Origin of the sequence: Pantoea sp. FN0305 (assembly GCF_050113845.1) — a bacterium.
Lineage (GTDB): Bacteria > Pseudomonadota > Gammaproteobacteria > Enterobacterales > Enterobacteriaceae > Mixta > Mixta alhagi.
Window position 1 is genome coordinate 99,412 of the sequence record NZ_JBNJSN010000010.1, and the last position, 25,489, is coordinate 124,900.

Sequence of the window (25,489 nt, forward strand, 5' to 3'; positions counted from 1 at the left end):
GGGTGGATAAATGCCTGTAAACAGGTATTTTTATTAAGCGCGCTACTACAGCGCGCTTTTTTTATTTTTTGGCGTTCTTTCTCCCCGCTTCGCATAAACAAAGATAATCCGAAAGCGAATGCCTTAGAAATTTTCACTCGTCTACACTCAGAGAAGCGCTGTAGGCTTGCCACCGTTTCCCTGGAGCTGGCTATGTTACTGACCGTACTCTATATCATTGGCATTACTGCCGAAGCGATGACCGGCGCGCTTGCTGCCGGACGACGAAAAATGGATCTCTTCGGCGTTATTATTATTGCGTCGGTAACCGCCATTGGCGGTGGTTCAGTGCGTGACATGCTGTTAGGTCATTACCCGCTCGGTTGGGTAAAGCATCCTGAATACATCATGATTGTTGCTGCCGCAGCCGTAGTTACCACGGTTGTTGCTCCTCTGATGACTCATCTTCGCAAGGTATTTCTGGTGCTGGACGCATTAGGGTTAGTGGTTTTTTCCATTATTGGCGCTCAGGTTGCGCTTGATATGGGACACGCTTCCATTATTGCTGCTATTAGCGCGGTCATTACCGGTGTGTTCGGCGGCGTGCTGCGTGATATGTTTTGCAACCGGATTCCGCTGGTGTTTCAGAAAGAACTGTATGCCGGGATCGCTTTTGCCGCAGGCTGGCTCTATATCTTGCTGCTAAAAACGCCGCTATCTCATGAAACGGTCATCCTTATTACCTTGCTGTTCGGTTTTCTTTCCCGTCTATTGGCGCTGCGCTTTCGTCTGGGGCTGCCCATTTTCAATTATCCACATCCGGAACATTAGCAGGCTGACTTACCGGCAACGCCAGCGGTTCGGAATCAGGTAACGACGCCTCTCCCTTGCCTTTTCGTGCCGCTTGCCACTGCTGAATAATATCGATCATTTCTTTTACCTGCTTATCCTTTAGCCAGAGATCAATGCGCTGTGCCAGCGTTTTGCCGACGCCAGGCAACTGTTGCCAGCTTTGCAGGCTGCGCGACAGCAGCTGAGGCCAGTTATTATCCGGTAACACGTTGAGCGCGGCAGTGGGTAAAGGAACACCAAGCGCCTTTACCCAACGGCGAAAAGGCTGATGCTGCACTTGGTTAAAGTAATGTACGATTTGCCTGGCTCGTTGCGGCGTTATACCCGGCACGGCTGAAAGCTGCTCACTACTCATATTGAGCCAGGAAAAAAGATGTACGAAATCCGGATGCAGCAGCAGGCGCTGCCAGGTGCTGCGCTGAATTCCCGGTAAATCGAGCCCTTCTCGCTGGCTTAACCAGCTCAGACGGGAAAGCAGCTGTTTCCGACACTCCGCACTGTTATAAAAGCAGCTCAGGCTGTGATAATTCTGCGAATCGGGTGGTTCCGGCCGATGGCGATGCATAACTCGCCAGATCACTTTTTCAAGATGCGGGATGCCCTGTCCTGCCAGACTGATTGCTACCTGATCGCCGGGAACAATATCTAATGCCTGCCATCGCGCCAAAGAACCCAGGCTCACTCGACGCACGGTTTTATCATCCAACTGCACGGGCACAACGTTTAACACTACCGAGATTTTCCCGGTGCGTCCTATCGGAAAATCAATGGACTGCACTTCGCTGCTGATAATCGGCGGGTTATATTTCCAGGCAGCCACTTCTTCACTGTTTCCGGGCAACCATTGCTTACCGGCTGAACGGCGATCCTGATGAATCACCACGCCATCAGTGACAAAGGGCAGCGGCGCGCGAAACCAACGCGCACGCCACAGGGCCACCTCTTCTTCACTGTTTACCGGCTGCGTCCAGGCGCTGGCTAAGCCAAAGCCTAACTGCTTAAGTGCCGTTTGCCGCTGCGCCATGGTTTGTGGCCCATCTGGCCACGCCCAAATAAAGATACCCAGCCGTGAAAGCAAGGGCGAAGGCTGCTGGCGCATTAGCGCGCCCGCGACCTGAGCACGCGCATTTTTCCCGCCATCTGTGGCCTGTTGATGATCGGTCACGGTTAAGAAGAGTTCACCCTGCAGTACCAGCACGGGCCTTTTATCGGGAATGACCTGCGGAAGCGTGGGAATATAAGCGGCTTTATTCAGCCAGTTCTGCCCTTTTAGTCCATCGCCACGGCTAATCAACGAGGCCAGTTTTCCCTGACGATAAACTAACGTTACGGCGACGCCATCAACTTTCGGCTGTATCCATAACGGTCCTTTGCCCTGCATCCAGTAGGCTACCGCCAGCTTATCCGGTAGTTTTTTTACTCCTGTATGAGCAACAGGATGATCGACCGTACCGTTATCTGCCCAGACCGAACGATCTGGCGCTGTTGCGGGTTGAAAACAGCGCTGCCATTGCCGTAACCGCTGTTGCAGGCTGTCATAAAGCGCATCATCAATCAGCGTCTGGCCGTCACGATAGTAAGCATTGTCCCAGTTGCGTAGCTGCTGCTGAAGATGAGCGATCTCTTCCGATGCCCTTGCCGGCGTCCAGCGAGGGCACAGCGCCTGCGCTGTACCGGCAAACAGACACAGCAGCCATAAGGCCGTCTTTCCTGACATAGTTCCTCCTTGCTTTCAACGGCCTCAGTAAAACGGATTAAAGGCAACGCAGCGAGAAGCAAAGAATGAAACTGGAAAACCATGCAGGGATTTTTACTGCAAAGCGTGCAAACCGCTCCGCCTTACGCGGCATACTTTCCATAAAACAAGAAAAACCACAGCGGAACGGCGCAAACGCTGCATGGCGGCGGCAAGCCGTGTATACTGTGCAGGAAACAGACTCCGCTCTTTCACACACTTCAAGAACTATCATGGCTCAAGGCACGCTTTATATAATTTCCGCCCCCAGCGGCGCAGGCAAATCCAGTCTGATTCAGGCTATGCTGAAAACGCAGCCGCTCTACGATACCCAGGTATCCATTTCGCATACCACGCGCGGAATGCGTCCCGGCGAGCAGCACGGCGAGCACTATTATTTCGTTTCTAAACAAGAGTTTGAAACGATGATTGCGCAGGATGCTTTTCTTGAGCATGCTGAAGTGTTTGGCAATTATTACGGCACTTCGCGTGTGGCCATTGATCAAGTGCTGGCAACCGGCGTTGATGTCTTCCTGGATATTGACTGGCAGGGCGCGCAGCAGATTCGGCAAAAAATGCCTTCGGCACGCAGTATTTTTGTTTTGCCGCCTTCAAAAGAGGAGCTGGATCGCCGCTTACGCGGTCGCGGTCAGGATAGCGAAGAGGTTATTGCCCGCCGCATGGCCCAGGCCGTAGCCGAAATGAGCCACTATGCCGAGTACGACTATTTAATTGTTAATGATGATTTTGATCTGGCGCTATCGGATCTCAAAACCATTATTCGCGCTGAGCGTCTGCGTATGGGCCGTCAAAAAGCCCGGCATGATGCATTAATCAGCAAACTATTGGCAGACTGAAGTCACTTTCAGTATTATGCCCAGTCATTTCTTCACCTGTGGAGTAGCACACTTATGGCACGCGTAACCGTTCAGGACGCAGTAGAGAAAATTGGTAACCGTTTTGACCTGGTTCTGGTCGCCGCACGTCGCGCACGTCAGATGCAGGTGAGCGGTAAAGATCCGCTGGTACCGGAAGAGAACGATAAACCGACCGTTATCGCTCTGCGTGAAATCGAAGAAGGCCTGATCACCAATCAGATCCTTGATGTTCGTGAGCGCCAGGAACAGCATGAGCAAGAAGCCGCCGAGTTGCAGGCTGTTACCGCTATCGCTGAAGGTCGTCGTTAATTAGCCGGAAGGCTCGCCCTTGTATCTTTTTGAAAGCCTCAATCAGCTGATTGAACAATACTTGCCTGAGGAGCAGATCAAGCGCCTCAAGCAAGCTTACCTTGTCGCACGTGATGCTCACGAGGGGCAGACTCGCTCCAGCGGTGAGCCTTATATCACCCATCCCGTCGCCGTCGCCTGTATCCTGGCGGAAATGAAGCTCGACTATGAAACGCTCATGGCCGCGCTACTGCATGACGTGATTGAAGACACTCCCGCCACCTATCAGGACATGGAACAGCTGTTCGGCAAAAGCGTCGCCGAACTGGTTGAAGGCGTATCCAAGCTGGATAAGCTGAAGTTCCGTGATAAAAAAGAGGCGCAGGCGGAGAACTTCCGCAAAATGATCATGGCGATGGTGCAGGACATTCGCGTCATCCTGATCAAGCTGGCCGACCGTACGCATAATATGCGCACGCTGGGCTCGCTGCGGCCCGATAAACGGCGACGCATCGCACGTGAAACGCTGGAAATTTACAGTCCGCTGGCGCACCGCCTGGGTATTCACCATCTGAAAACCGAGCTGGAAGAGCTGGGTTTTGAAGCGCTCTATCCCAACCGTTATCGCGTGATAAAAGAAGTGGTGAAAGCCGCGCGCGGTAACCGTAAGGAGATGATCCAGAAAATCCTGGCGGAGATTGAAGGGCGTTTGCAGGAAGCCGGTGTTCCCTGTCGCGTTTTTGGCCGTGAAAAGCATCTCTATTCCATATACTGCAAAATGCACCTGAAAGAGCAGCGCTTCCACTCCATTATGGATATTTACGCGTTTCGCGTGATCGTCTGCGATGTGGATACCTGTTATCGCGTGCTGGGTCAGATGCACAGCCTGTATAAGCCGCGTCCGGGGCGGGTGAAAGATTATATCGCCATCCCGAAGGCAAACGGCTATCAGTCGCTGCATACCTCGATGATTGGTCCGCACGGCGTGCCGGTTGAGGTGCAAATCCGTACGGAAGATATGGATCAGATGGCGGAAATGGGGGTGGCGGCGCACTGGGCTTACAAAGAGCAAGGCGAGAGCGGCACCACAGCCCAGATTCGCGCGCAGCGCTGGTTACAAAGCCTGCTGGAATTGCAGCAAAGCGCCGGCAGCTCCTTTGAATTTATCGAAAGCGTTAAATCCGATCTTTTCCCGGATGAGATTTACGTTTTCACCCCGGAAGGGCGCATTGTCGAACTGCCTGCTGGCGCCACGCCGGTGGACTTTGCCTATGCGGTGCATACCGATATTGGTCATGCCTGCGTGGGCGCCCGCGTCGATCGTCAGCCCTATCCCCTTTCGCAGCCGCTGGCCAGCGGCCAGACGGTGGAAATCATTACCGCGCCCGGCGCGCGTCCCAATGCCGCCTGGCTTAACTTTGTTGTCAGTTCGAAAGCGCGCGCCAAAATCCGTCAACTGCTGAAAAACCTCAAGCGCGAAGACTCAGTGAGTCTGGGACGACGCCTGCTTAACCATGCGCTGGGCGGTAGCCGTAAACTGGCTGAGATTGCGCCGGAAAGCATTGAGCAAGAGCTGGAGCGGATGAAGCTGGCGTCGCTGGACGACCTGCTGGCGGAAATCGGCCTGGGCAACGCGATGAGCGTTGTGGTGGCGAAAAATCTGCTGGATACGGCAGGCGGCGCTTCCACCAACTCCACATCGCGCAGCAAGCTGCCTATTAAAGGCGCTGATGGCGTGCTGATTACCTTTGCCAAGTGCTGCCGTCCTATTCCTGGCGACCCGATTGTGGCGCATGTCAGTCCCGGTAAGGGATTGGTGGTTCATCATGAATCGTGCCGTAACATTCGTGGCTATCAAAAAGAGCCCGAGAAGTTTATGGCGGTGGAATGGGATAAGGTGACCGAGCAAGAGTTCGTCGCTGAGATCAAAGTTGATATGTTTAACCATCAGGGCGCGCTGGCGAACCTGACGGCGGCAATTAACACAGCCAAATCGAATATTCAAAGCCTGAACACAGAAGAGCGTGACGGCCGCGTTTACAGCGCCTTTATTCGTTTGACGGCACGCGATCGCGTTCATTTGGCAAATATTATGCGCAAAATTCGCGTAATGCCGGACGTGATCAAAGTTCACCGTAACCGAAACTAACGCATGAATGCTCAACGTTTTGCTCGTATACGCGAGATGCTGGCCGCGCGCCAGCATGATCTTACCGTATGCATGGAGCAGGTACATAAACCCCATAACGTGTCCGCCATCATTCGTACGGCGGACGCGGTGGGCGTGCATGAAGTTCACGCCATCTGGCCTGCTAACCGGATGCGCACCGTGGTTTCCTCTGCTGCCGGCAGCAACAGCTGGGTACAGGTGAAAACCCACCGTACGATTGCTGATGCGATAACCCATCTGAAGCAGCAGGATATGCAGATTCTGGCGACCAACCTTTCCGCTAAAGCGGTCGATTTTCGTGAAATCGACTATACGCGGCCAACCTGTATTTTAATGGGTCAGGAAAAAACTGGCATCACGCAGGAAGCGCTGGCACTGGCCGATCAGGATATCATTATTCCTATGGTGGGCATGGTGCAGTCGCTGAACGTTTCAGTCGCCTCCGCGCTGATTCTGTATGAGGCACAGCGCCAGCGGCAAAACGCTGGCATGTACCAGCGCGATATCAGTACGCTGCCGCATTCAGAACAGCAGCGCCTGTTGTTTGAAGGCGGTTATCCGGTACTGGCGCGCGTGGCGAAACAAAAAGGGCTGCCCCGCCCCGAGATCGACGACAATGGCGAGGTGGTTGCCGATGCCGGGTGGTGGGCCGCCATGCAGTCAACGGCGAAACGATGAAAGGCCGCCTGCTGGATGCCGTTCCGCTCAGCGCGCTTTCCGGCGTAGGCGCCAGCCAGGCCGGAAAGCTGGCGAAAATCGGGCTGCATACCGTGCAGGATTTGCTGCTGCATCTGCCGCTGCGCTATGAAGATCGCACACAACTCTATCGCATTAATGACCTGCTGCCGGGGATCTGGGCGACGGTTGAAGGCGAAGTGCTGCATACCGACGTAACCTTTGGTCGCCGCCGGATGCTGGTCAGCCAGATTAGCGATGGTTCTGGCGTAGTGACATTGCGCTTTTTCAATTTCAACGCAGGTATGAAGAATGGACTTTCACCCGGCGCGCGCGTGACGGCTTATGGCGAGATCAAACGTGGCCAGCGCGGTGCCGAAATGATCCATCCGGAGTATCGTATTCAGGGCGAGCACAGCGTCACTGAGCTACAGGAAACGTTGACGCCGGTTTATCCCACTACAGAAGGAATTCGCCAGGCCACACTGCGTAGCCTGACCGATCAGGCGCTTCAGTTACTGGATACCTGCCCGATTGCTGAGCTGCTGCCTGCCGAATTAAGCGGCGGTCTGCTTAGCCTGCCTGATGCGTTACGCACGCTGCATCGACCACCGCCAGATATCCAGTTGGTTGATCTGGAAAGCGGTCGCCATCCCGCTCAACGTCGTTTAATCCTTGAAGAACTGCTGGCGCACAATCTGAGTATGCTGGCGGTGCGCGCTGGCGCTCAACGCTATCATGCACTGGCAATGCCGCCGCGCCACGCATTGCGCGATCGTCTGCTGGCGGCGCTGCCTTTTAAACCGACCGCTGCTCAGCAGCGGGTGGTTAAAGAGATTGAGCAGGATCTTACCCACGATTATCCCATGATGCGGCTGGTTCAGGGCGATGTTGGCTCTGGCAAAACGCTGGTTGCGGCCCTGGCTGCGCTGGATGTGATTGCGCATGGTAAGCAAGTTGCGCTGATGGCACCGACCGAGCTACTGGCTGAACAGCATGCTAACAATTTCCGGCAGTGGTTTGCCCCGCTGGGCATCGAGGTAGGCTGGCTGGCGGGCAAACAAAAAGGCAAAGCGCGGCTGGCGCAGCAGGAAGCGATTGCCAGCGGCCAGGTTTCTATGGTGGTGGGCACGCACGCTATTTTTCAGGAGCAGGTGCAGTTTAACGGTCTGGCGCTGGTGATTATCGATGAGCAGCATCGCTTCGGCGTCCACCAGCGGCTCGCGCTGTGGGAAAAAGGCGAGGAGCAAGGGTTCCATCCTCATCAGTTAATTATGACCGCAACACCGATCCCGCGAACTCTGGCAATGACCGCCTATGCCGATCTGGATACCTCGGTTATTGATGAACTTCCTCCGGGACGCACGCCGGTCACCACGGTGGCCATCCCTGATTCGCGACGCGCTGAGATTATTGAACGGGTAAAAAGCGCCTGTCACACAGAGGGCCGCCAGGCTTACTGGGTATGCACCCTGATTGAAGAGTCTGACCTGCTGGAAGCGCAGGCAGCGGAAGCCACCTGGGAAGAGTTAAAGCTGGCGCTGCCTGATTTACAGGTAGGCCTGGTTCATGGCCGCATGAAGCCGCAGGAAAAGCAGGATGTGATGCAGGCTTTCAAACAGGGCAAGATGCAACTGCTGGTCGCGACCACGGTCATTGAAGTCGGCGTGGATGTCCCCAACGCCAGCCTGATGATTATTGAAAACCCGGAGCGTCTGGGCCTTGCTCAGTTGCATCAGCTTCGAGGTCGCGTTGGCCGTGGTGCGGTTGCCTCTCATTGTGTACTGCTCTATAAATCCCCACTGAGCAAAACGGCGCAAAAGCGCCTGCAGGTACTGCGCGACAGCAATGACGGCTTCGTTATCGCCCAGTGCGATCTGGAAATTCGTGGGCCTGGAGAGCTGTTGGGCACACGGCAAACCGGCAATGCGGCGTTTAAAGTGGCCGATCTGCTGCGCGACCAGGCCCTGATCCCTGACGTACAGCGTATTGCACGCCATATCCACCAGCATTATCCGCAACAGGCGCAGGCGTTAATTGAACGCTGGCTGCCGGAAACCGATCGCTACACTAACGCCTGACCTCTCTTTTCTGATCCCGGACAACTCCTGTTTAAATAACCGGTGTGCCATAGATGCGGTTGCTGAGCAAACGATTGCTTTTAACATGCAGTGAATTACAATCGCCACTTTGTTTCTCAGGGAACCCTAATCATGTCCGCCAATCCTCATGAAATCGCCCCGTCCGCCGCCGGCGTGACGCCGAAGAGCGAACTCATTTATCGTCTGGAAGATCGCCCACCGCTGGCGCAAACCCTCTTTGCCGCCTGCCAGCATCTGTTGGCAATGTTCGTGGCGGTGATTACTCCTGCGCTGCTGATTTGTCAGGCCCTTGGGCTGCCTGCTCAGGATACGCAGCACATTATCAGCATGTCGCTGTTTGCCTCTGGCGTGGCGTCGATTTTGCAGATTAAAACCTGGGGGCCGGTAGGCTCAGGGCTCCTCTCTATTCAGGGCACCAGCTTTAATTTTGTAAGCCCACTGATTATGGGCGGTCTGGCATTAAAAAATGGCGGTGCCGATGTCCCCACGATGATGGCCGCGTTATTCGGCACGCTTATGGTCGCCTCCTGCACTGAAATGATTATTTCCCGTGTACTGCATCTGGCGCGCCGGATTATTACGCCGCTGGTTTCCGGTATTGTGGTAATGATTATCGGTCTGTCGCTGATTCAGGTGGGCTTAACTTCTATTGGCGGCGGCTTTGCCGCGATGAACGATCACACCTTTGGCGCGCCGAAAAACCTGCTGTTGGCAGGCGCGGTTCTGGCGGTGATCATTATCCTCAATCGTCAGCGGAACCCTTACCTGCGCGTTGCCTCACTGGTGATTGCAATGGCGGTGGGCTATTTGCTGGCATGGGCGCTGGACATGCTGCCGGAAAACACCGCACCAGCCAACAGTGCGCTGGTGGCTGTGCCGATGCCGCTCTATTATGGCCTGGGCTTTGACTGGAACCTGCTGATTCCGCTGATGCTGGTATTTATGGTGACCTCGCTGGAAACCATCGGCGATATTACCGCCACCTCTGATGTCTCAGAGCAGCCGGTTAGCGGACCGCTTTATATGAAACGTCTGAAAGGCGGCGTGCTGGCGAATGGTTTTAACTCTTTTGTCTCTGCGCTGTTTAACACTTTTCCTAACTCCTGCTTCGGGCAGAACAACGGCGTTATCCAGCTGACCGGCGTTGCCAGCCGTTACGTCGGCTTTGTGGTGGCGTTAATGCTGATCGTGCTGGGTCTGTTTCCTGCGGTAAGCGGCTTTGTACAACATATTCCGGAGCCGGTACTGGGCGGCGCGACGATTGTGATGTTCGGCACCATTGCCGCATCCGGCGTGCGTATTGTCTCGCGCGAGCCGCTAAATCGTCGGGCAATTATGATTATGGCGCTCTCGCTGGCAGTAGGGCTTGGCGTGTCGCAGCAGCCGCTGATCCTGCAGTTTGCGCCAGAGTGGTTAAAAACCCTGCTCTCCTCCGGTATCGCCGCCGGCGGTATTACCGCAATCTTGCTGAACCTGTTTTTCCCTCACGAGAAGTAACCCTGGCGGGGCGGGCTTTGGCTCGCCCTCCGCCACGTATTTATTCCGGCTTTACAACCAGGCGGTTGAGCTATGCCAGTAATTAAGGCATAACAGGCGATACCGGAAATTCATACGGAAGGATGCAAATGAAATTTATCGGAAAGTTAACGCTTTCGCTGCTGTTGCTACTGCTGCTGACGCTGGTAACAATCTATCTTTTGCTGCAAACCCGTTGGGGTGCGGAGTGGGTCAGCAGACGCATAAGCGACGATACCGCCTGGCATCTCTCCGTCAGTAAAATAGAGCATAACTTTTCCGCGCCTGGTCTGCTGACCTTACGTAATGTGAGTTTTGGTCACGATGGCCAGCCCGCCGTGATGGTGGCAAAAACTGTTAATCTTGGTTTGACCTTCTCTCTGTTTAGCGAAGCGCCACGCTTTACGCGCATTGAGTTGCAGGATGGCGCGCTGAACGCCGCCAATATGTCAGCAAATATGACCTTGCCGTTACAGGCCGATCGCCTTCAACTACGCAATATGCAACTCCATAGCCCCCGGCAGGCGTTCAACGCGATAGCGTTAAACGGCGGCGTGATCCCCTGGCAGCCGCGCGCGGGTAATATTTTGGGTGATAAGGCCAGCTTTCAGGCCAGTGCAGAACGCGTAACGTTACAGGGAGTGAAGGTGACCAATGCACTGGTACAGGGAAAAATAAACGACAACGTGCTGGTGATTAATAATTTCGGCGGCGACCTGGCACGTGGCTCGGTAACCGGCAGCGCCCAACGTGATGCACAAGGTAAATGGGATGTATCTGCGCTGCGCCTGAATGATATTCGCCTGCAAACAGACAAATCACTTAGCGCATTCTTACAGCCGCTACGTAGCTTGCCTGCGGTATACTTTTCTCGCGTGGATGTGACGAATACCCATCTGCAGGGGCCGGACTGGGCAGTAGCCGATCTCGATTTGCTGTTGAAAAGCGTCACGTTAAGCAATGGCGACTGGCAAAGCGATGACGGCTCGCTGGCGCTGAATGCCGACAACTTTATCAACGGTCAGCTGACGTTAAACGATCCGATTCTGAATCTCGACTTTTCTCCACAAGGCATTACGGACGCACGGTTTAGTTCACGCTGGGTTAACGGCTTAATCCGTGCACAAGGCAGTTGGCAACGTCAGACCAAGCGGCTTACGCTGGATGAGGTGGTGCTGGCCGGGCTGGAATACACGCTGCCGGAAAACTGGCGCGAGCGCTGGATGGCATCTCTGCCAGCCTGGCTTGATAGCGTGTTGGTGAAAAAGCTAAGCGGCAACCGTAATCTGATTATCGATGTAAACCCTCAGTATCCCTTTCAGATAACCGCACTGGATACCAACGGTTCCGATCTGTTACTGGCGCAGCATCGTCAGTGGGGTATCTGGCAAGGCTCTCTTAATCTGAATGCGGCGGAAGCCACATTCAATCGAACCGACGTTCGACATCCTTCGCTGGCGTTAAATGCCGATGCTGAACAGATCGCGGTAACGGAGATGAGCGCGTTTGTGGATAAAGGCATGCTGGAAGGTGTGGCAACGCTGGATCAAACGCCGGCGCGCCATCTTTCGTTAACGCTGAATGGCCGGGCTGTACCGGCGGATGTGTTACAAAACTGGGGTTGGCCAGCGCCGCCGCTCACCGGTCAGGCCACACTACAGTTGCAGCTGAATGCGCGCCTGGCGGCAAAGACGCCGTTAAAAAGCAGCGCTAACGGCACATTAACGCTTTCCACAGACGGCAAAACCTTGCAACAGTCAATGACTCAGGGCGAAGTCAGCACTCATCCGTGAGGCTCCAGCGGCCCGTCGGGATCGGCGGGCAGCACAATATAGACACCGCTAAAGACCGCCCCGCACTCCTCGTTACCAAACAGCTCCACTTCCAACTGCACGCGCGCTTTACGTCCGCGCGCCAGACGGTCAAGGTCGCCGCTGAGTGAGCCCAGATCGGCAGAAGCACTGGGCTTGCCGCTGACAGGCTTGCTGTAACGGATATGGGCATCGGCCAGGATAATCGTGCCGCCTAAATGACGCTCACGCAGCAGCAGCCAGATCAATCCCCAGCCGGTGAGCGTGGCCAGGGAAAAAAGACTGCCTGCAAAAAGCGTATGGTGTGGGTTTTGATTGCCGGTTTCCGGCATGGTGGTCATAAATTTTTGACCGGTATATTGCGTAATGCGCACGCCCATTTTTTCACTGAGCGGAATGTGCTCATACCAGGCCTGTTGCAGTTGCCCGCACCAGTCAGCGCGATGCAGGATATCATCCAGCGTGATCACGGGTTTAATCATTAAAAAGTGGCGTACCGGCGTGCTGAGCGGTGCGGTAATCTCGCCCTGATTAACGTAGCCCAGCTTGGCAAAGAATTCGACCGCATCCTCACGCGCGCTACACACCACTCGCTTAACGCCTTCCTGACGGGCGACCGATTCCAGCGTCATCGCCACCAGCGTACCCAAACCCTTGCCCTGTACGGTAGGATGTACAGCCAGAAAGCGAATAGAGGCTTCATTGTCCGCATTGATATAAAGACGCCCCGCAGCGACAGGTTTTCCCTGTTCATCCACCACCATTTGATGATGCGCCATCGCATCCCAGGCGTCCCGCTCGGAACCCTGCGGCTGACGCAGCGGCTTACGTAACATTTCCCAGCGGAACTGGTAATACATTTCCAGCTCTTCGGCAGTTTCCGGCACTCGTAGATGATACATAAAAGGATTCTCTCATTCGGCGTAGGCGTGGTTGTTCCAGACGGCTATGACTATCGGCATTATACCTGTAGCCAGAAGGTCACCGGTCCATCATTCACTAAGGCGACCTGCATATCTGCGGCAAAGCGCCCGTTCTCTACGGGTAGATTTTTCTGTCGGCAGCAGTCGCTGAAATAGTGGTAGAGGCGTTCCGCCTCCTGCGGCTCAGCGCCACGGGAGAAGCTGGGCCGCATGCCCTTTTGTGTGTCGGCAGCCAGCGTAAACTGCGAAACCACCAGAACGCTCCCGCCCGCCTGCTGGACATTGAGGTTCATTTTGCCATTTTCATCGCTAAAAATACGATAGCCCAACACGCGATCGCACAGGCGTTGCGCTTTTTGCTCATCATCTTCTTTTTCCACACCCAGCAATATCAGCAAACCGGGACCAATCTTGCCCACCGTTTCATCTGCTACCGTAACGCTGGCGCTCAGCACCCGCTGAATTAATGCAATCATGCTTCCTCGCTGCCTTTTTCTTGTTGCTGCTGCTGACGATACTCGCCCAGCGTGACGGTTATCTCCGCCCCTAATAATACGATACACCACGTCCAGTAAACCCACAGGAACAGGATCGGGATCACGGCCAACACGCCGTAAATCAACTGATACGAAGGGAACATGGTGACGTAAAGCGCAAACGCTTTTTTACCTAATTCAAACAGCAAGCCCGCAACCAGCGCTCCGATTAAGGCGTCGCGCTGCGGCACCCGCGTGGTTGGTACCAGACTATATAACAGCCAGAAGGCCAGCCATGAAAGCAGTAGAGGGAAAAGACGCAGCGTCTGATCGATAAGCCCGGTTACCCCGCTCACGGCCATCCATTTTAACGACAAAAGCCAGGTGCTAATTGCCAGGCTGGCCCCGGCCAACAGCGGCCCCAGCGTCAGGATCATCCAATAGACCGCAAAAGAGTAAACCAACGGGCGCTTTTTCTTGCTGCGCCAGATGGCATTCAGCGCGCTGTCGATAGAGTGCATCAGCAGCAGCGCAGTGACTATCAGCCCAACCGCGCCTACCACTGTCATTTTATTCACGTTGGCGACAAACTGATCGAGGTAATCCTGCACCACATTGCCTGCAGCCGGGACAAAATTATTAAAAATAAAGTGCTTTAGCTGTACGCTGATCTCGGCGAACACCGGAAAAGCGGCAAACAGCGAAAAGACCACCGCCACCAGCGGCACCAGGGCCAGCAAGGAAACAAAGGCCAGGTTGCCCGCTTCGGTAGTCATGCCATCGTGTTCGATACGATGCCAGAGGAGTTTGAGCCAGGTACCCGCAGCGCGGATACGTGGACGTAAAAAAAATTGCGCCATCAGCTAACCACGATGGGCAAACCAGTTCGGCACGACCTGCGCATCGGTAACATGCACGGCGGTTATACCCACCTGGCGCGCCGCCTCAATGTTCTCAAGATTATCATCAAAGAACACGGCCTCATCAGGCTTAAAGCCCTCTTCTTGCAGCACCCGCTGGAAAATACGCGCTTCCGGTTTGCGCATTCCCAGATCCTGCGAGAGATAGAGCTTATCAGCAGCCTGCTGCACTTTCGGATACTGTGAAGGCCAGTAATCGCAGTGCAGTCGGTTGGTGTTAGAGAGGATGACCACGCGTTCGCCACGGCTGCGCAGTTGTTGCATCAGGGTAATCACTTCTGGTCGCAGACCCACAAACACCGCCTGCCAGCCCGCCGTAAACTGTTCGTAACTGAGCGCGATATCCAGCTCAGCACAAAGGTTAGCAGCGAACTGCTCATCGCTTATTTCGCCACGCTCATGCTGCTCAAAATTTTCGCCCATCTGAAAACGACTTTTTAACAACGCCAGCGGAACGCGACCCAGATCGCTCCAGACGCCTAATACCCGGCTAAAGTCGATATCTACAATGACATTACCTAAATCAAAGATATACAGCATAGCCATCTCCTTCCCGTCGTAGAGGAGTAACTTTAGCGGGAAAGCATCACTTTGACTATGCGGCATTGCGCATCATGCTCACACAAGGTGAGGAAACCGCACCGGGTAAAGGGTCACCTGACCGGCCGAAAAGGGGAATTATGTTTCGGTTAATTCCTCACTGGCTGAAGTCGTGACGGGCACGATTTCAACCCGGCTGGATTTCAGCAGATGCTGTAAGGCAGGCCCCGGCAATACAGCTCCCATTATCACGCATGGTACTGATAAAGCTGGTGGGCAGGCAAAAGCCATTCTTCATTAGCCAGCCCGTGGCCTGTTTTGCTTATCGGGAACAAAGGTGGATTACGGCACCCGTAATCGTCAGGCATAAAAAAAGCCCCGCCTTTACAGGCAGGGCTTTTGCGTAGCAGACAAGATCTTAAGCGTCTTTGCTGCCGCGTGAAGCGCGTTTACGATCGTTTTCCGTCAGGTGACGTTTACGAATACGTACGGAAGTTGGCGTTACTTCAACCAGTTCGTCATCATCGATGAACTCGATCGCCTGCTCCAGCGTCATCTTGATCGGCGGTACCAGCGTAGTCGCTTCGTCCGTACCGGATGCACGCATGTTGGTCAGTTTCTTACCGGTCAGACAGTTTACAGTCAGGTCATTAGAACGGCTGTGAATGCCGATAATCTGTCCTTCATAAACTTCCGCACCGTGACCCAGGAACAGCTTGCCGCGATCCTGCAGACCAAACAGCGCAAAGGCAACAGCTTTGCCCTGACCGTTAGAGATCAGAACGCCGTTCTGACGCTGACCCACTTCGCCCGGACGCACATCGTCGTAATGGCTGAAGGTAGAGTACAGCAGGCCAGTACCGGAGGTCATGGTCATGAATTCGTTACGGAAACCGATCAGACCACGGCTTGGGATCACGTAGTCAAGACGTACGCGGCCTTTGCCATCCGGATCCATGTTTTTCATGTCGCCTTTACGTTCGCCCATCGCCTGCATGACCGCGCCCTGATGCTGTTCTTCGATATCCAGCGTCACGTTTTCAAACGGTTCCTGCTTACGACCGTCAACTTCGCGGAAGATAACTTTCGGACGGGATACCGCCAGCTCAAAGCCTTCACGACGCATGTTTTCGATCAGTACGGAGAGGTGCAGCTCGCCACGACCAGAAACACGGAAAGCATCCGCATCTTCGGTTTCTTCAACGCGCAGCGCAACGTTATGTACCAGCTCTTTCTTCAGACGATCCAGGATCTGACGTGAAGTAACGTATTTACCTTCTTTACCGCAGAACGGAGAGGTGTTGACGTTAAAGAACATGGTTACGGTCGGCTCATCCACGCTCAGCGGCGGCAGCGCTTCTACGTTCTGCGTGTCGCAGATCGTATCAGAGATGTTCAGCTCGCCCAGACCGGTGATAGCGATAATGTCACCTGCTTCAGCCAGATCGGTGTCGATACGCTCCAGACCAAGGTGACCCAGCACTTTGCCGACTTTCGCGTTACGCGTTTTGCCGGTGCTGTCGATAATGGTTACCTGCTGGTTCGGTTTCACCTTGCCACGCTTGATACGACCGATACCGATAACGCCCAGGTAGTTGTTATAGTCCAGCTGAGAGATCTGCATCTGCAGCGGGCCGTCCAAATCAACATTCGGAGCCGGAACGTGCTTAACAATCGCCTCATACAGCGGGGTCATGTCGTCAGCCATATCGCCGTGCTCAAGGCCAGCAATACCCTGCAGCGCTGAAGCATAAATAATCGGGAAATCGAGCTGCTCGTCGGTAGCATCCAGGTTTACGAACAGGTCAAACACCTGATCAACAACCCAGTCAGGACGCGCGCCCGGACGGTCGATTTTGTTGATAACCACAATCGGCTTCAGGCCATGAGCAAAGGCTTTTTTGGTCACGAAACGCGTCTGCGGCATTGGGCCATCCATCGCGTCGACAACCAGCAGCACTGAATCAACCATGGACATAACGCGCTCAACTTCACCACCGAAGTCGGCGTGTCCCGGGGTATCAACGATGTTGATACGATAGTCGTTCCATTTGATGGCGGTATTTTTCGCGAGGATGGTAATCCCACGCTCTTTCTCCAAATCGTTGGAGTCCATTACACGCTCAGTTGCTTCAGTACGGGCATCAAAAGTACCAGACTGTTGCAACAGTTTATCAACCAGGGTGGTTTTCCCATGGTCAACGTGCGCAATAATGGCGATGTTACGCAAATTTTCGATCACAGCTTTGCCTCAGGCATTAGAAATAGCGCGCTATTGTACACGGATTAATCGAAGGACTGAACAGGATCACAAATATCAAAGAAAGAATGCTGCAAGGCTTGCCTTAAACACCACTTTCAGTGCAAAAAATGCACCTGATTGATCAACTGCACCATAACAGTGCCCAAACTCTACTCAATTGCACTACAATGGTGCGCGATATCCATCATGGTGCATCCCTCGTTTGACGAGAGCGCTTATAATAGCGCTTTTTAGCCAAAAGAAGAAAGTTGGCACAAAATTCGCTTTAATCAGTTCAAGCCAAAACGACAGTTTCCACAACGGTTGATAGCTTGTCTGAGATCTTTATTGCCTACTGTACGCTGATCTTTACGCGCCTGGCGGGGTGAAGTTCTCTTTCCACGACGACAATGACAATTACCAGGAGAGTTGAGTATGTCTGCTGAACACGTTCTCTCGATGATGAACGAACACGAAGTGAAGTTTGTTGACCTGCGTTTTACCGATACCAAAGGTAAAGAGCAACATGTGACCATTCCGGCGCATCAGGTTAACGCAGACTTCTTCGAAGAAGGCAAAATGTTCGATGGTTCCTCCATCGGCGGCTGGAAAGGTATTAACGAGTCAGACATGGTGCTGATGCCGGACGCGTCCACAGCAGTATTGGATCCTTTCTTCGAAGACTCCACGCTGATCATCCGTTGTGACATTCTGGAGCCTGGCACCATGCAGGGCTATGATCGCGACCCACGTTCAATCGCCAAGCGCGCTGAAGATTTCCTGCGCTCTTCAGGCATCGCCGATACCGTACTGTTTGGCCCTGAGCCTGAGTTCTTCCTGTTCGACGATATCCGTTTTGGCAGCAGCACATCCGGTTCTCACGTTGCTATCGATGATATCGAAGCGGCCTGGAACACCGGCAAAGAATATGAAGGCGGCAACAAAGGTCACCGTCCGGGTCTGAAAGGCGGCTATTTCCCGGTACCGCCGGTTGACTCCGCACAGGACATCCGTTCTGCCATGTGTCTGACCATGGAGCAGATGGGTCTGGTTGTTGAAGCGCATCACCATGAAGTGGCCACCGCAGGCCAGAACGAAGTGGCAACCCGCTTCAATACCATGGTGAAAAAAGCCGACGAAATTCAGATCTACAAATATGTCGTACATAACGTGGCGCACGCCTACGGCAAAACCGCGACCTTTATGCCGAAGCCGATGTTTGGCGATAACGGTTCTGGCATGCACTGCCATATGTCCCTGTCAAAAGGTGGCACAAACCTGTTCGCAGGCGATAAATACGGCGGCCTGTCTGAAATGGCGCTGTTCTATATCGGCGGCGTAATCAAACATGCGAAAGCCATTAACGCCCTGGCTAACCCAACCACCAACTCTTATAAGCGTCTGGTTCCGGGTTACGAAGCGCCGGTTATGCTGGCCTACTCAGCGCGTAACCGCTCAGCATCTATCCGTATTCCAGTGGTCGCCAGCCCGAAAGCACGCCGTATCGAAGCACGCTTCCCGGATCCAGCGGCTAACCCGTACCTGGCGTTCGCTGCGCTGCTGATGGCAGGCCTGGACGGTATCATCAACAAGATCCATCCTGGCGACGCCATGGATAAAAACCTGTATGACCTGCCGCCGGAAGAAGAAGCTGAAATTCCAAAAGTGGCCGGTTCGCTGGAAGAAGCGCTGAACGCGCTGAACGAAGACCGCGAGTTCCTGACCCGTGGCGGCGTGTTTACCGATGATGCTATCGAAGCTTACATCGAGCTGCGTAAGGCTGAAATGGATCGCGTGCGTATGACGCCGCATCCGGTAGAGTTCGAGCTTTACTACAGCGTTTAATTGGTTTGCGTTTTTTGTTGCCGTGGAAACTTTCAGCCCATCTTCGGATGGGCTTTTTTCTCCACCTGATCAACGGTCGGAATATCGCGTTATCGAACCTGAAACTATAATGCACTGATTTGGTGCAGGAGAACGCTGTATGGCAACTGGCCTGTTGCCCGATGCCGGGCAGATTCTCAATTCCCTGATTAACAGTATCCTGCTGATCGATAACGAGCTGGTTATTCATTATGCCAATCCAGCGGCACAGCAGCTGTTAGCACAAAGTTCCCGTAAGCTTTTTGGCACGCCGTTGCCTGAACTGATTGGCTATTTCTCTTTAAATATCGCTGTTATGCAGGAAAGCCTTGACGCTGGCCAGGGGTTTACCGACAGCGAGGTAACGCTGGTAGTGGATGGGCGCGCCCATATCATGTCATTAACGGCGCAGCGACTGCCGGATGGTCTTATCCTGCTGGAAATGGCGCCGATGGATAATCAACGCCGCCTCAGTCAGGAACAGATCCAGCATGCGCAGCAGGTTGCCGCCCGCGATCTGGTTCGGGGCCTGGCCCATGAGATTAAAAATCCGCTGGGCGGGCTACGTGGCGCCGCACAGCTACTGGCTAAAGCCTTGCCCGAGCCGTCGCTGACGGAATATACCAAAGTCATTATTGAGCAGGCAGATCGGCTGCGTAATCTGGTAGACCGTCTGTTAGGGCCGCAGCAGCCCGGTATGCACGTCACGCAAAGCATTCATCAGGTGGCGGAGCGTGTGGTTAACCTGGTCAATATGGAGCTGCCGGACAACATCTCTTTGGTACGTGATTACGATCCCAGCCTGCCGGAACTGCCCCACGATCCCGATCAGATAGAACAGGTTTTACTGAATATAGTCCGTAATGCGTTACAGGCGCTGGGCGAGGAAGGCGGCACCATTACCTTGCGCACCCGCACCGCTTTCCAGCTTACTTTGCACGGTACCCGTTACCGGCTGGTGGCGCGCATCGATGTGGAAGATAACGGACCAGGCATACCGGGAAGGCTGCAGGATACGCTGTTTTACCCCATGGTTAGCGGTAGAGAGGGCGGCACCGGATTAGGGCTTTCCATTGCCCGCAGCCTGATCGATCAACATTCCGGAAAAATAGAATTTAGCAGTTGGCCAGGCCATACCGAATTTTCGATTTACCTGCCGATTCGTAAGTAGAGGTTTCTATGCAACGAGGGATAGTTTGGATCGTCGATGACGATAGCTCCATCCGCTGGGTACTTGAACGCGCACTTACGGGAGCTGGTTTAAGCTGCGCCACTTTTGAGAGTGGCAACGACGTGCTGGAAGCACTCGCAAGCAAAACCCCAGATGTTTTATTGTCAGATATTCGTATGCCCGGAATGGATGGCCTGGCGTTACTAAAACAAATTAAACAGCGGCATCCGATGCTGCCGGTCATCATTATGACCGCCCACTCCGATCTGGATGCGGCGGTGAGCGCTTATCAGCAGGGCGCTTTCGATTATTTGCCCAAGCCGTTTGATATTGATGAGTCCGTCGCGCTGGTTGAACGCGCAATTAGCCATTATCAGGAGCAGCAGCAACCACGAGACCGACCGGTCAGCGGTCCGACAACCGATATTATTGGCGAAGCGCCAGCGATGCAGGATGTGTTTCGTATTATCGGCAGGCTTTCACGCTCGTCGATTAGCGTGCTGATTAATGGCGAGTCGGGGACCGGCAAGGAGCTGGTAGCGCATGCCCTGCATCGCCACAGCCCGCGTGCTAAGGCTCCCTTTATCGCCCTGAACATGGCGGCGATCCCTAAAGACCTGATTGAGTCTGAGCTGTTCGGCCATGAAAAAGGCGCATTTACCGGCGCAAATCAGATCCGTCAGGGCCGTTTTGAACAGGCGGACGGCGGTACGCTGTTTCTGGATGAGATCGGCGATATGCCGCTGGATGTGCAAACACGTCTGCTGCGTGTGCTGGCGGACGGGCAATTTTATCGTGTCGGTGGCTATGCGCCGGTAAAGGTTGACGTGCGTATTATTGCGGCCACGCACCAGAATCTGGAGCTGCGCGTACAGGAAGGCAAATTCAGGGAGGACCTGTTCCATCGCCTGAATGTGATCCGCGTACATCTGCCGCCGCTGCGTGAGCGACGTGAAGATATTCCCCGGCTGGCGCGTTATTTTTTACAGGTTGCCGCGCGTGAACTGGGTGTGGAGGCCAAGATCCTGCATCCTGAGACTGAAGCGGCACTGACACGTTTGCACTGGTCAGGTAACGTACGACAGCTGGAGAATACCTGCCGCTGGCTGACAGTGATGGCTGCCGGTCAGGAGGTACTGATCCAGGATCTGCCGCCGGAACTGTTTGAAAGCACCACCAGCGATACGGCAGTACAATCATTGCCCGATAGCTGGGCCACACTGTTAGCGCAGTGGGCCGATCGCGCGCTGCGTTCCGGTCATCAAAATTTGCTGTCTGAGGCGCAACCGGAAATGGAGCGCACTTTGCTGACCACGGCACTACGCCATACGCAAGGACACAAGCAGGAAGCGGCGCGCTTACTCGGCTGGGGACGCAATACCCTGACGCGTAAACTGAAAGAACTGGGAATGGAGTAAGCAAGAAAAGCATATTTTTTGCACAATTTTTTATGCTTTGCTCTTTACACCTCGATGCCGTTCAGTATCATTTTGAGCGGTTATCGGGAGGCTTATCATGCTCGAATCGCTATTGGTTTCATTGAGCGCTGCAGGCGATGCAGCTATCGGCCATCCACCGCAAACCGCTTTAGCGGCGGTGCTATGTGCCGTAATGGTTAGTTTTTTCAGTTAATTAAAAAGGCCGGCGCATACCGGCCTTTTTGCTGTGCCGCATCATTAGATCACGCGAGAAAACTGCTGCTGTCGCGCCTTCTGTCGCATATAGATATCAAAACACATGCAGATATTACGAATCAGCAACCTCCCTTTTGGCGTAACCCGTATCCCGCTCTTCTGAATCTCCACCAGCCCATCGGCGGCCAGAGGCGCAAGCAAAGCCAGATCCTCGGCAAAATAGTCGGTAAAGGTTATGCCGTTAACCGCTTCAATGTCGCAAAAAGAAAGCGAAAAGTTGCAGATAAGCGACTTGATAACGTCACGACGCAGGCAGTCATCCTGGCTTAGCGTCAGGCCACGCCATAACGCGTTGCCCTGCTGTTCCACGCTGGCATAATATGCCTTCAGCTCTTTTTGATTTTGAGCATAACAGTCTCCCAGCATACTGATCGCCGAGACACCCATTCCCAGCAGATCGGTCTCGCCCTGGGTGGTATAGCCCTGGAAATTGCGATGAAGTTTCCCCTCGCGCTGGGCGATAGCCAGTTCATCTTCCGGCCGGGCAAAATGATCCATACCAATGTAGTGATAACCCTGCGCGGTCAGGGTAGCGATAGTTTGCTGCAGGATTACCAGCTTTTGCGCCGGGGTGGGCAACTCTTCATCTTTAATTTTACGCTGAGCGGCAAACAGCGTTGGCAAGTGCGCATAATTGAAAACGCTTAGGCGATCGGGCCGTAACGTGGCCACTTTTTGCAGCGTATAATCGAAGCTTTCCGGCGTTTGCATCGGCAAGCCGTAAATCAGATCGATATTACTGGAGGTAAAACCCAGTTTGCGCGCGCGTTCGATCAACGCAAAAATAAAGCCTTCGTCCTGAACGCGATTGACACGCTCCTGCACCGCTTTATTAAAATCCTGCACGCCCATACTCAGACGGTTAAAGCCCAGCGCCCGCAGGTGATCGAGCACATCTAATTCCAGCTCACGCGGGTCAACTTCAATGGAAATTTCTACTTCGCTGTTGAAGTGAAAACATTCCCGCAATACCGCCATCAGGCGACTCAGCTGCGCCTTGCTTAACCAGGTTGGCGTTCCGCCGCCCCAGTGCATTTGGGTAACGGTTCTGTTGCTGAATAGCGCAGCACGCTGGCGGATTTCCAGTTCCAGGACATCCAGATAACGATCGCCTTTATGCGACTGGCGCGTTACCTGCTTGTTACAGCCGCAGAAATAACAAAGGCGGTGACAGAAAGGAATATGGAGATAAAGGGAAAGAGGTCGCGTGGGATAACGCTGGGCCGCCTGCTGAAATGCCGCTTCGCTCCAGCCTTCGTTAAACTCCAGTGCGGTGGGATAAGAGGTATAGCGCGGCCCGGCATAGTTGTACTTTTCGATCAGGGCCTGATCCCACTCGGTTAACGGCATTGGCATGTTCACTCCTTCCATTTACGACGCCTTACGGGCCGCGTCAAGGGCAAGGAGGCCTGGCGCTGCCGGTTAGCGGTAGCACGGCGCAACCGTGATTTCAGCTGCGTCAGACGGCGTAGTTTAACAAACAGCCAAAACAGATAACATGCCAATAGAATGGCGATAATTGATCCAGGCCAAAACATAGTCGAATACCTGACTGACGGGAGCAAAGCCAGCGCCCGTTCCCGTCAATTTAGGTCAGCGAGCTTATTTCTCGCCTTTCAGCAGACGATACATATCTTCATCTGCCTCATCTTCTTCATCATCGTCCAGACCGATACCGAGCTGTTCCATCAGCACATCAATACGATCCAGCGTCTGATCGAGCCAGGCCTGATCTTCTGCTGATAAGACTTCGCCGTTCTCCAGGCGATCCAGCAGCCCGTCAAGACGCTCATCATTTTCCAGCATCGCCAGTTCATCTGCCGGCTCCATGAAAGGCTTCTGCTCAACGGGCGCCTTCTTGATCGGTTTCGCTGCCGTGACCGCAACGCCTTCTTTTAATAACGGCACCGGTTTTTTACTGCCAATACGCGGATCTTTCTCTTTGGCCGCGCTGTTTTTGTCACTCTGAGACATAACAGGGTTCGCGCGGCTACCTGCTGCATGGCCGCGGCGCTTTTTATCGCGCTTCCGATCGCGCGCTTCCTGATTTTTATCTTCGTGCGATTTGCGTTTTACTTTTGGCGCAGCGCTACTTTGTGGCTTACGTGCAGGTTTCATGATCGTTTATCCGGGGTTTTTCTTTAGTATAGAATTGCGGCGGAATCTAGCAGAAAGCGCACAAAGAAAAAAGGCGGCAGGTCACCCTGTCGCCTTTTTTCGTACCTTCCGTAGAAGGACAACCTTCCTTTACATCCCTGCTGCAGTCAACATCCCGGTTTTTCCATGTGCATTACGCTCTCGTCCTGAGCGTTTCCTTTTCCCTGACGGCGCATTCCAACGCACCTTGTCCTGTTCCCAGCTCTCTGTTTTCCTGACTACTCCGTGAGCGCTTCATCCTGAAGTGAGCCATCCAAACTCTGTGAATTACTTTAGACGAATAAGTAAAACTAACAAGGTACCTAAGGGATTTCCTGGACTCTTTTTCACACCCTTCCGAGTAACAGTTTGAATTTATTTAGAATATTTATTTGAATGGCGTTTAAAAACGTCAATAACTGGCAATAGTTATGGCAAATATCTTACAATTTTATTAGTCAACTGTACCAGGAAGCGCTTTACGTGCTTTAAGGGTATAATCACGCCATTAAACCCAATGAACTCTTCAGGAGTCACTATTTTGTCTGGCTGGAATTATCACGTCACCCATTTTGTTACCAGCGCCCCCGATATTCGCCACCTTCCGGCTGATGTGGGTATTGAAGTGGCATTTGCAGGCCGCTCTAATGCGGGTAAATCCAGCGCCCTTAATACGCTGACTAACCAAAAAAGCCTGGCGCGCACCAGTAAAACGCCTGGCCGTACCCAGCTTATCAACCTGTTTCAGGTCGCTGACGGCATACGTCTGGTGGATTTACCTGGTTACGGATACGCTGAAGTCCCGGAAGAGATGAAGCGTAAATGGCAGCGCGCCCTGGGCGAATATTTGCAGAAACGCGAGTGCCTGAAAGGTCTGGTGGTATTGATGGACATCCGTCATCCGCTTAAAGATCTCGATCAGCAAATGATTGAATGGGCAGTGCAAAGCCAAATACCGGTACTGGTGCTGTTAACCAAAGCCGATAAGCTGGCATCCGGCGCTCGTAAGAGTCAGCTGAATATGGTGCGCGAAGCCTCACTGGCCTTTATGGGCGATGTGCAGGTAGAGCTTTTCTCTTCTCTGAAGAAAATTGGCGTGGATAAACTGCGGCTTAAGCTGGATAGCTGGTTTAGCGCGCAGGAAGAAGTGCCATCTTCAGAAGAGGGGCAATAACCCTTCAGGATGCGTAGCGGATTACGCATCCATTTTTACCGAACGCCCAATAAAAAACGCCCCAGTCACAAAATGACTGGGGCGGCTAATATTCAGCCAAATCCGATTACGTGAAGTAAAAGGTCTGAAAGATAGAACATCTTACCTCTGTACCCTACGCCGTAAACTTTACCTGATTTTTTCTGGCCGACAAAGAATTTTTTGTAGTTAATTTTCATAAAACCGCCGTTTTTTCTTAACAGGCGTCACATAAACAGCGTATGAATGTAGCTTAATTACCAAAAAAGTGTTTAAGCGCCATAACGTTAGCATTTAAGTAACGGTATGGCGCAATCGGGCCAGGCG

The 25,489-nt window shown here is 53.5% G+C and carries 21 protein-coding genes; 13 read left to right on the forward strand and 8 right to left on the reverse strand.

What is annotated here, in order from left to right:
- Positions 1-192: 192 nt before the first annotated feature.
- Complete coding sequence (locus ACQE3Y_RS18215; protein ID WP_085069264.1) at positions 193-810, forward strand: trimeric intracellular cation channel family protein; 618 nt, start codon at positions 193-195, stop codon at positions 808-810.
- Here ACQE3Y_RS18215 and ligB read toward each other — a convergent pair.
- A complete protein-coding gene (gene ligB / locus ACQE3Y_RS18220) occupies positions 785-2,548 on the reverse strand; it encodes an NAD-dependent DNA ligase LigB (protein ID WP_426982208.1) in 1,764 nt (587 codons plus the stop codon). The two genes, ACQE3Y_RS18215 and ligB, sit on opposite strands and share 26 nt — an antisense overlap.
- A 251-nt stretch (positions 2,549-2,799) precedes the next feature.
- Between ligB and gmk the strand changes: the two genes are divergently transcribed.
- From gmk to ACQE3Y_RS18255, 7 genes are all read left to right on the forward strand, one after another.
- Positions 2,800-3,423 (forward strand): guanylate kinase, encoded by a 624-nt coding sequence (gmk, locus tag ACQE3Y_RS18225; RefSeq protein ID WP_250651225.1) that lies wholly within the window; start codon positions 2,800-2,802, stop codon positions 3,421-3,423.
- A 54-nt stretch (positions 3,424-3,477) separates the two neighbouring features.
- On the forward strand, positions 3,478-3,753 hold the full coding sequence (gene rpoZ, locus ACQE3Y_RS18230) for a DNA-directed RNA polymerase subunit omega (RefSeq protein ID WP_085069262.1): 276 nt from the start codon (positions 3,478-3,480) through the stop codon (positions 3,751-3,753).
- Between the two features lie 19 nt (positions 3,754-3,772).
- Positions 3,773-5,881: a bifunctional GTP diphosphokinase/guanosine-3',5'-bis pyrophosphate 3'-pyrophosphohydrolase gene (gene spoT, locus ACQE3Y_RS18235; RefSeq protein ID WP_250651226.1), complete on the forward strand. Its 2,109-nt coding sequence runs from the start codon at positions 3,773-3,775 to the stop codon at positions 5,879-5,881.
- 3 nt (positions 5,882-5,884) lie between these two features.
- Positions 5,885-6,580 carry a tRNA (guanosine(18)-2'-O)-methyltransferase TrmH gene (gene trmH / locus ACQE3Y_RS18240; protein WP_426982209.1) on the forward strand — a complete coding sequence of 232 codons (696 nt, stop codon included), beginning with the start codon at positions 5,885-5,887 and terminating at the stop codon, positions 6,578-6,580.
- Positions 6,577-8,658, forward strand: a complete 2,082-nt coding sequence (gene recG, locus ACQE3Y_RS18245) for an ATP-dependent DNA helicase RecG (protein WP_426982210.1) — start codon at positions 6,577-6,579, stop codon at positions 8,656-8,658. The genes trmH and recG overlap by 4 nt, the downstream gene beginning before the upstream one ends.
- 132 nt (positions 8,659-8,790) lie before the next feature.
- The gene (locus ACQE3Y_RS18250; protein ID WP_426974901.1) at positions 8,791-10,176 is read left to right on the forward strand and encodes a nucleobase:cation symporter-2 family protein; all 1,386 of its coding nucleotides are present in this window, start codon (positions 8,791-8,793) and stop codon (positions 10,174-10,176) included.
- Between the two features lie 128 nt (positions 10,177-10,304).
- A complete protein-coding gene (locus ACQE3Y_RS18255) occupies positions 10,305-11,987 on the forward strand; it encodes an AsmA family protein (RefSeq protein ID WP_426974900.1) in 1,683 nt (560 codons plus the stop codon).
- Here ACQE3Y_RS18255 and fabY read toward each other — a convergent pair.
- From fabY to typA, 5 genes are all read right to left on the reverse strand, one after another.
- Positions 11,978-12,907, reverse strand: a complete 930-nt coding sequence (fabY, locus tag ACQE3Y_RS18260; RefSeq protein WP_085069251.1) for a fatty acid biosynthesis protein FabY — start codon at positions 12,905-12,907, stop codon at positions 11,978-11,980. The genes ACQE3Y_RS18255 and fabY overlap by 10 nt on opposite strands.
- Before the next feature lie 59 nt (positions 12,908-12,966).
- Positions 12,967-13,404, reverse strand: a complete 438-nt coding sequence (gene dtd / locus ACQE3Y_RS18265; protein ID WP_426974899.1) for a D-aminoacyl-tRNA deacylase — start codon at positions 13,402-13,404, stop codon at positions 12,967-12,969.
- A complete protein-coding gene (locus ACQE3Y_RS18270) occupies positions 13,401-14,264 on the reverse strand; it encodes a virulence factor BrkB family protein (RefSeq protein ID WP_250651231.1) in 864 nt (287 codons plus the stop codon). Before ACQE3Y_RS18270 ends, dtd begins: the two co-directional genes overlap by 4 nt.
- Before the next feature lie 3 nt (positions 14,265-14,267).
- The gene (yihX, locus tag ACQE3Y_RS18275) at positions 14,268-14,864 is read right to left on the reverse strand and encodes a glucose-1-phosphatase (RefSeq protein ID WP_426982211.1); all 597 of its coding nucleotides are present in this window, start codon (positions 14,862-14,864) and stop codon (positions 14,268-14,270) included.
- A gap of 418 nt (positions 14,865-15,282) precedes the next feature.
- Positions 15,283-17,106: a ribosome-dependent GTPase TypA gene (gene typA / locus ACQE3Y_RS18280; protein ID WP_426974896.1), complete on the reverse strand. Its 1,824-nt coding sequence runs from the start codon at positions 17,104-17,106 to the stop codon at positions 15,283-15,285.
- Positions 17,107-17,541: 435 nt separating this feature from the next.
- On the opposite strand from typA, the gene glnA reads away from it, so the two are divergent.
- The 4 genes from glnA (at position 17,542) to ACQE3Y_RS18300 (ending at position 21,772) form a co-directional block, all read left to right on the forward strand.
- On the forward strand, positions 17,542-18,951 hold the full coding sequence (gene glnA, locus ACQE3Y_RS18285; RefSeq protein ID WP_250651241.1) for a glutamate--ammonia ligase: 1,410 nt from the start codon (positions 17,542-17,544) through the stop codon (positions 18,949-18,951).
- A 139-nt stretch (positions 18,952-19,090) separates the two neighbouring features.
- Positions 19,091-20,140, forward strand: coding sequence for a nitrogen regulation protein NR(II) (gene glnL / locus ACQE3Y_RS18290; protein ID WP_426982212.1), 1,050 nt, complete (start codon positions 19,091-19,093; stop codon positions 20,138-20,140).
- Between the two features lie 8 nt (positions 20,141-20,148).
- Positions 20,149-21,558: a nitrogen regulation protein NR(I) gene (gene glnG, locus ACQE3Y_RS18295; protein WP_426974894.1), complete on the forward strand. Its 1,410-nt coding sequence runs from the start codon at positions 20,149-20,151 to the stop codon at positions 21,556-21,558.
- 97 nt (positions 21,559-21,655) lie between these two features.
- A complete protein-coding gene (locus tag ACQE3Y_RS18300; RefSeq protein WP_426974893.1) occupies positions 21,656-21,772 on the forward strand; it encodes a YshB family small membrane protein in 117 nt (38 codons plus the stop codon).
- A gap of 44 nt (positions 21,773-21,816) precedes the next feature.
- Here ACQE3Y_RS18300 and hemN read toward each other — a convergent pair whose 3' ends face one another.
- Positions 21,817-23,190, reverse strand: a complete 1,374-nt coding sequence (gene hemN / locus ACQE3Y_RS18305) for an oxygen-independent coproporphyrinogen III oxidase (protein ID WP_426974968.1) — start codon at positions 23,188-23,190, stop codon at positions 21,817-21,819.
- Between the two features lie 246 nt (positions 23,191-23,436).
- On the reverse strand, positions 23,437-23,955 hold the full coding sequence (yihI, locus tag ACQE3Y_RS18310) for a Der GTPase-activating protein YihI (RefSeq protein WP_426974967.1): 519 nt from the start codon (positions 23,953-23,955) through the stop codon (positions 23,437-23,439).
- A gap of 532 nt (positions 23,956-24,487) precedes the next feature.
- Here yihI and yihA point away from each other — a divergent pair.
- Positions 24,488-25,144, forward strand: coding sequence for a ribosome biogenesis GTP-binding protein YihA/YsxC (yihA, locus tag ACQE3Y_RS18315; RefSeq protein ID WP_426982213.1), 657 nt, complete (start codon positions 24,488-24,490; stop codon positions 25,142-25,144).
- Positions 25,145-25,489 lie beyond the last annotated feature (345 nt).

Bases quoted from the DNA above. Each gene is read 5' to 3' on its own strand.
- ACQE3Y_RS18215 (WP_085069264.1), top strand. From the start codon at position 193: ATGTTACTGACCGTACTCTATATCATTGGCATTACTGCCGAAGCGATG.
- ligB (WP_426982208.1), bottom strand. From the start codon at position 2,548: ATGTCAGGAAAGACGGCCTTATGGCTGCTGTGTCTGTTTGCCGGTACA.
- gmk (WP_250651225.1), top strand. From the start codon at position 2,800: ATGGCTCAAGGCACGCTTTATATAATTTCCGCCCCCAGCGGCGCAGGC.
- rpoZ (WP_085069262.1), top strand. From the start codon at position 3,478: ATGGCACGCGTAACCGTTCAGGACGCAGTAGAGAAAATTGGTAACCGT.
- trmH (WP_426982209.1), top strand. From the start codon at position 5,885: ATGAATGCTCAACGTTTTGCTCGTATACGCGAGATGCTGGCCGCGCGC.
- recG (WP_426982210.1), top strand. From the start codon at position 6,577: ATGAAAGGCCGCCTGCTGGATGCCGTTCCGCTCAGCGCGCTTTCCGGC.
- ACQE3Y_RS18250 (WP_426974901.1), top strand. From the start codon at position 8,791: ATGTCCGCCAATCCTCATGAAATCGCCCCGTCCGCCGCCGGCGTGACG.
- ACQE3Y_RS18255 (WP_426974900.1), top strand. From the start codon at position 10,305: ATGAAATTTATCGGAAAGTTAACGCTTTCGCTGCTGTTGCTACTGCTG.
- fabY (WP_085069251.1), bottom strand. From the start codon at position 12,907: ATGTATCATCTACGAGTGCCGGAAACTGCCGAAGAGCTGGAAATGTAT.
- dtd (WP_426974899.1), bottom strand. From the start codon at position 13,404: ATGATTGCATTAATTCAGCGGGTGCTGAGCGCCAGCGTTACGGTAGCA.
- ACQE3Y_RS18270 (WP_250651231.1), bottom strand. From the start codon at position 14,264: ATGGCGCAATTTTTTTTACGTCCACGTATCCGCGCTGCGGGTACCTGG.
- yihX (WP_426982211.1), bottom strand. From the start codon at position 14,864: ATGCTGTATATCTTTGATTTAGGTAATGTCATTGTAGATATCGACTTT.
- glnA (WP_250651241.1), top strand. From the start codon at position 17,542: ATGTCTGCTGAACACGTTCTCTCGATGATGAACGAACACGAAGTGAAG.
- glnL (WP_426982212.1), top strand. From the start codon at position 19,091: ATGGCAACTGGCCTGTTGCCCGATGCCGGGCAGATTCTCAATTCCCTG.
- glnG (WP_426974894.1), top strand. From the start codon at position 20,149: ATGCAACGAGGGATAGTTTGGATCGTCGATGACGATAGCTCCATCCGC.
- ACQE3Y_RS18300 (WP_426974893.1), top strand. From the start codon at position 21,656: ATGCTCGAATCGCTATTGGTTTCATTGAGCGCTGCAGGCGATGCAGCT.
- hemN (WP_426974968.1), bottom strand. From the start codon at position 23,190: ATGCCAATGCCGTTAACCGAGTGGGATCAGGCCCTGATCGAAAAGTAC.
- yihA (WP_426982213.1), top strand. From the start codon at position 24,488: ATGAACTCTTCAGGAGTCACTATTTTGTCTGGCTGGAATTATCACGTC.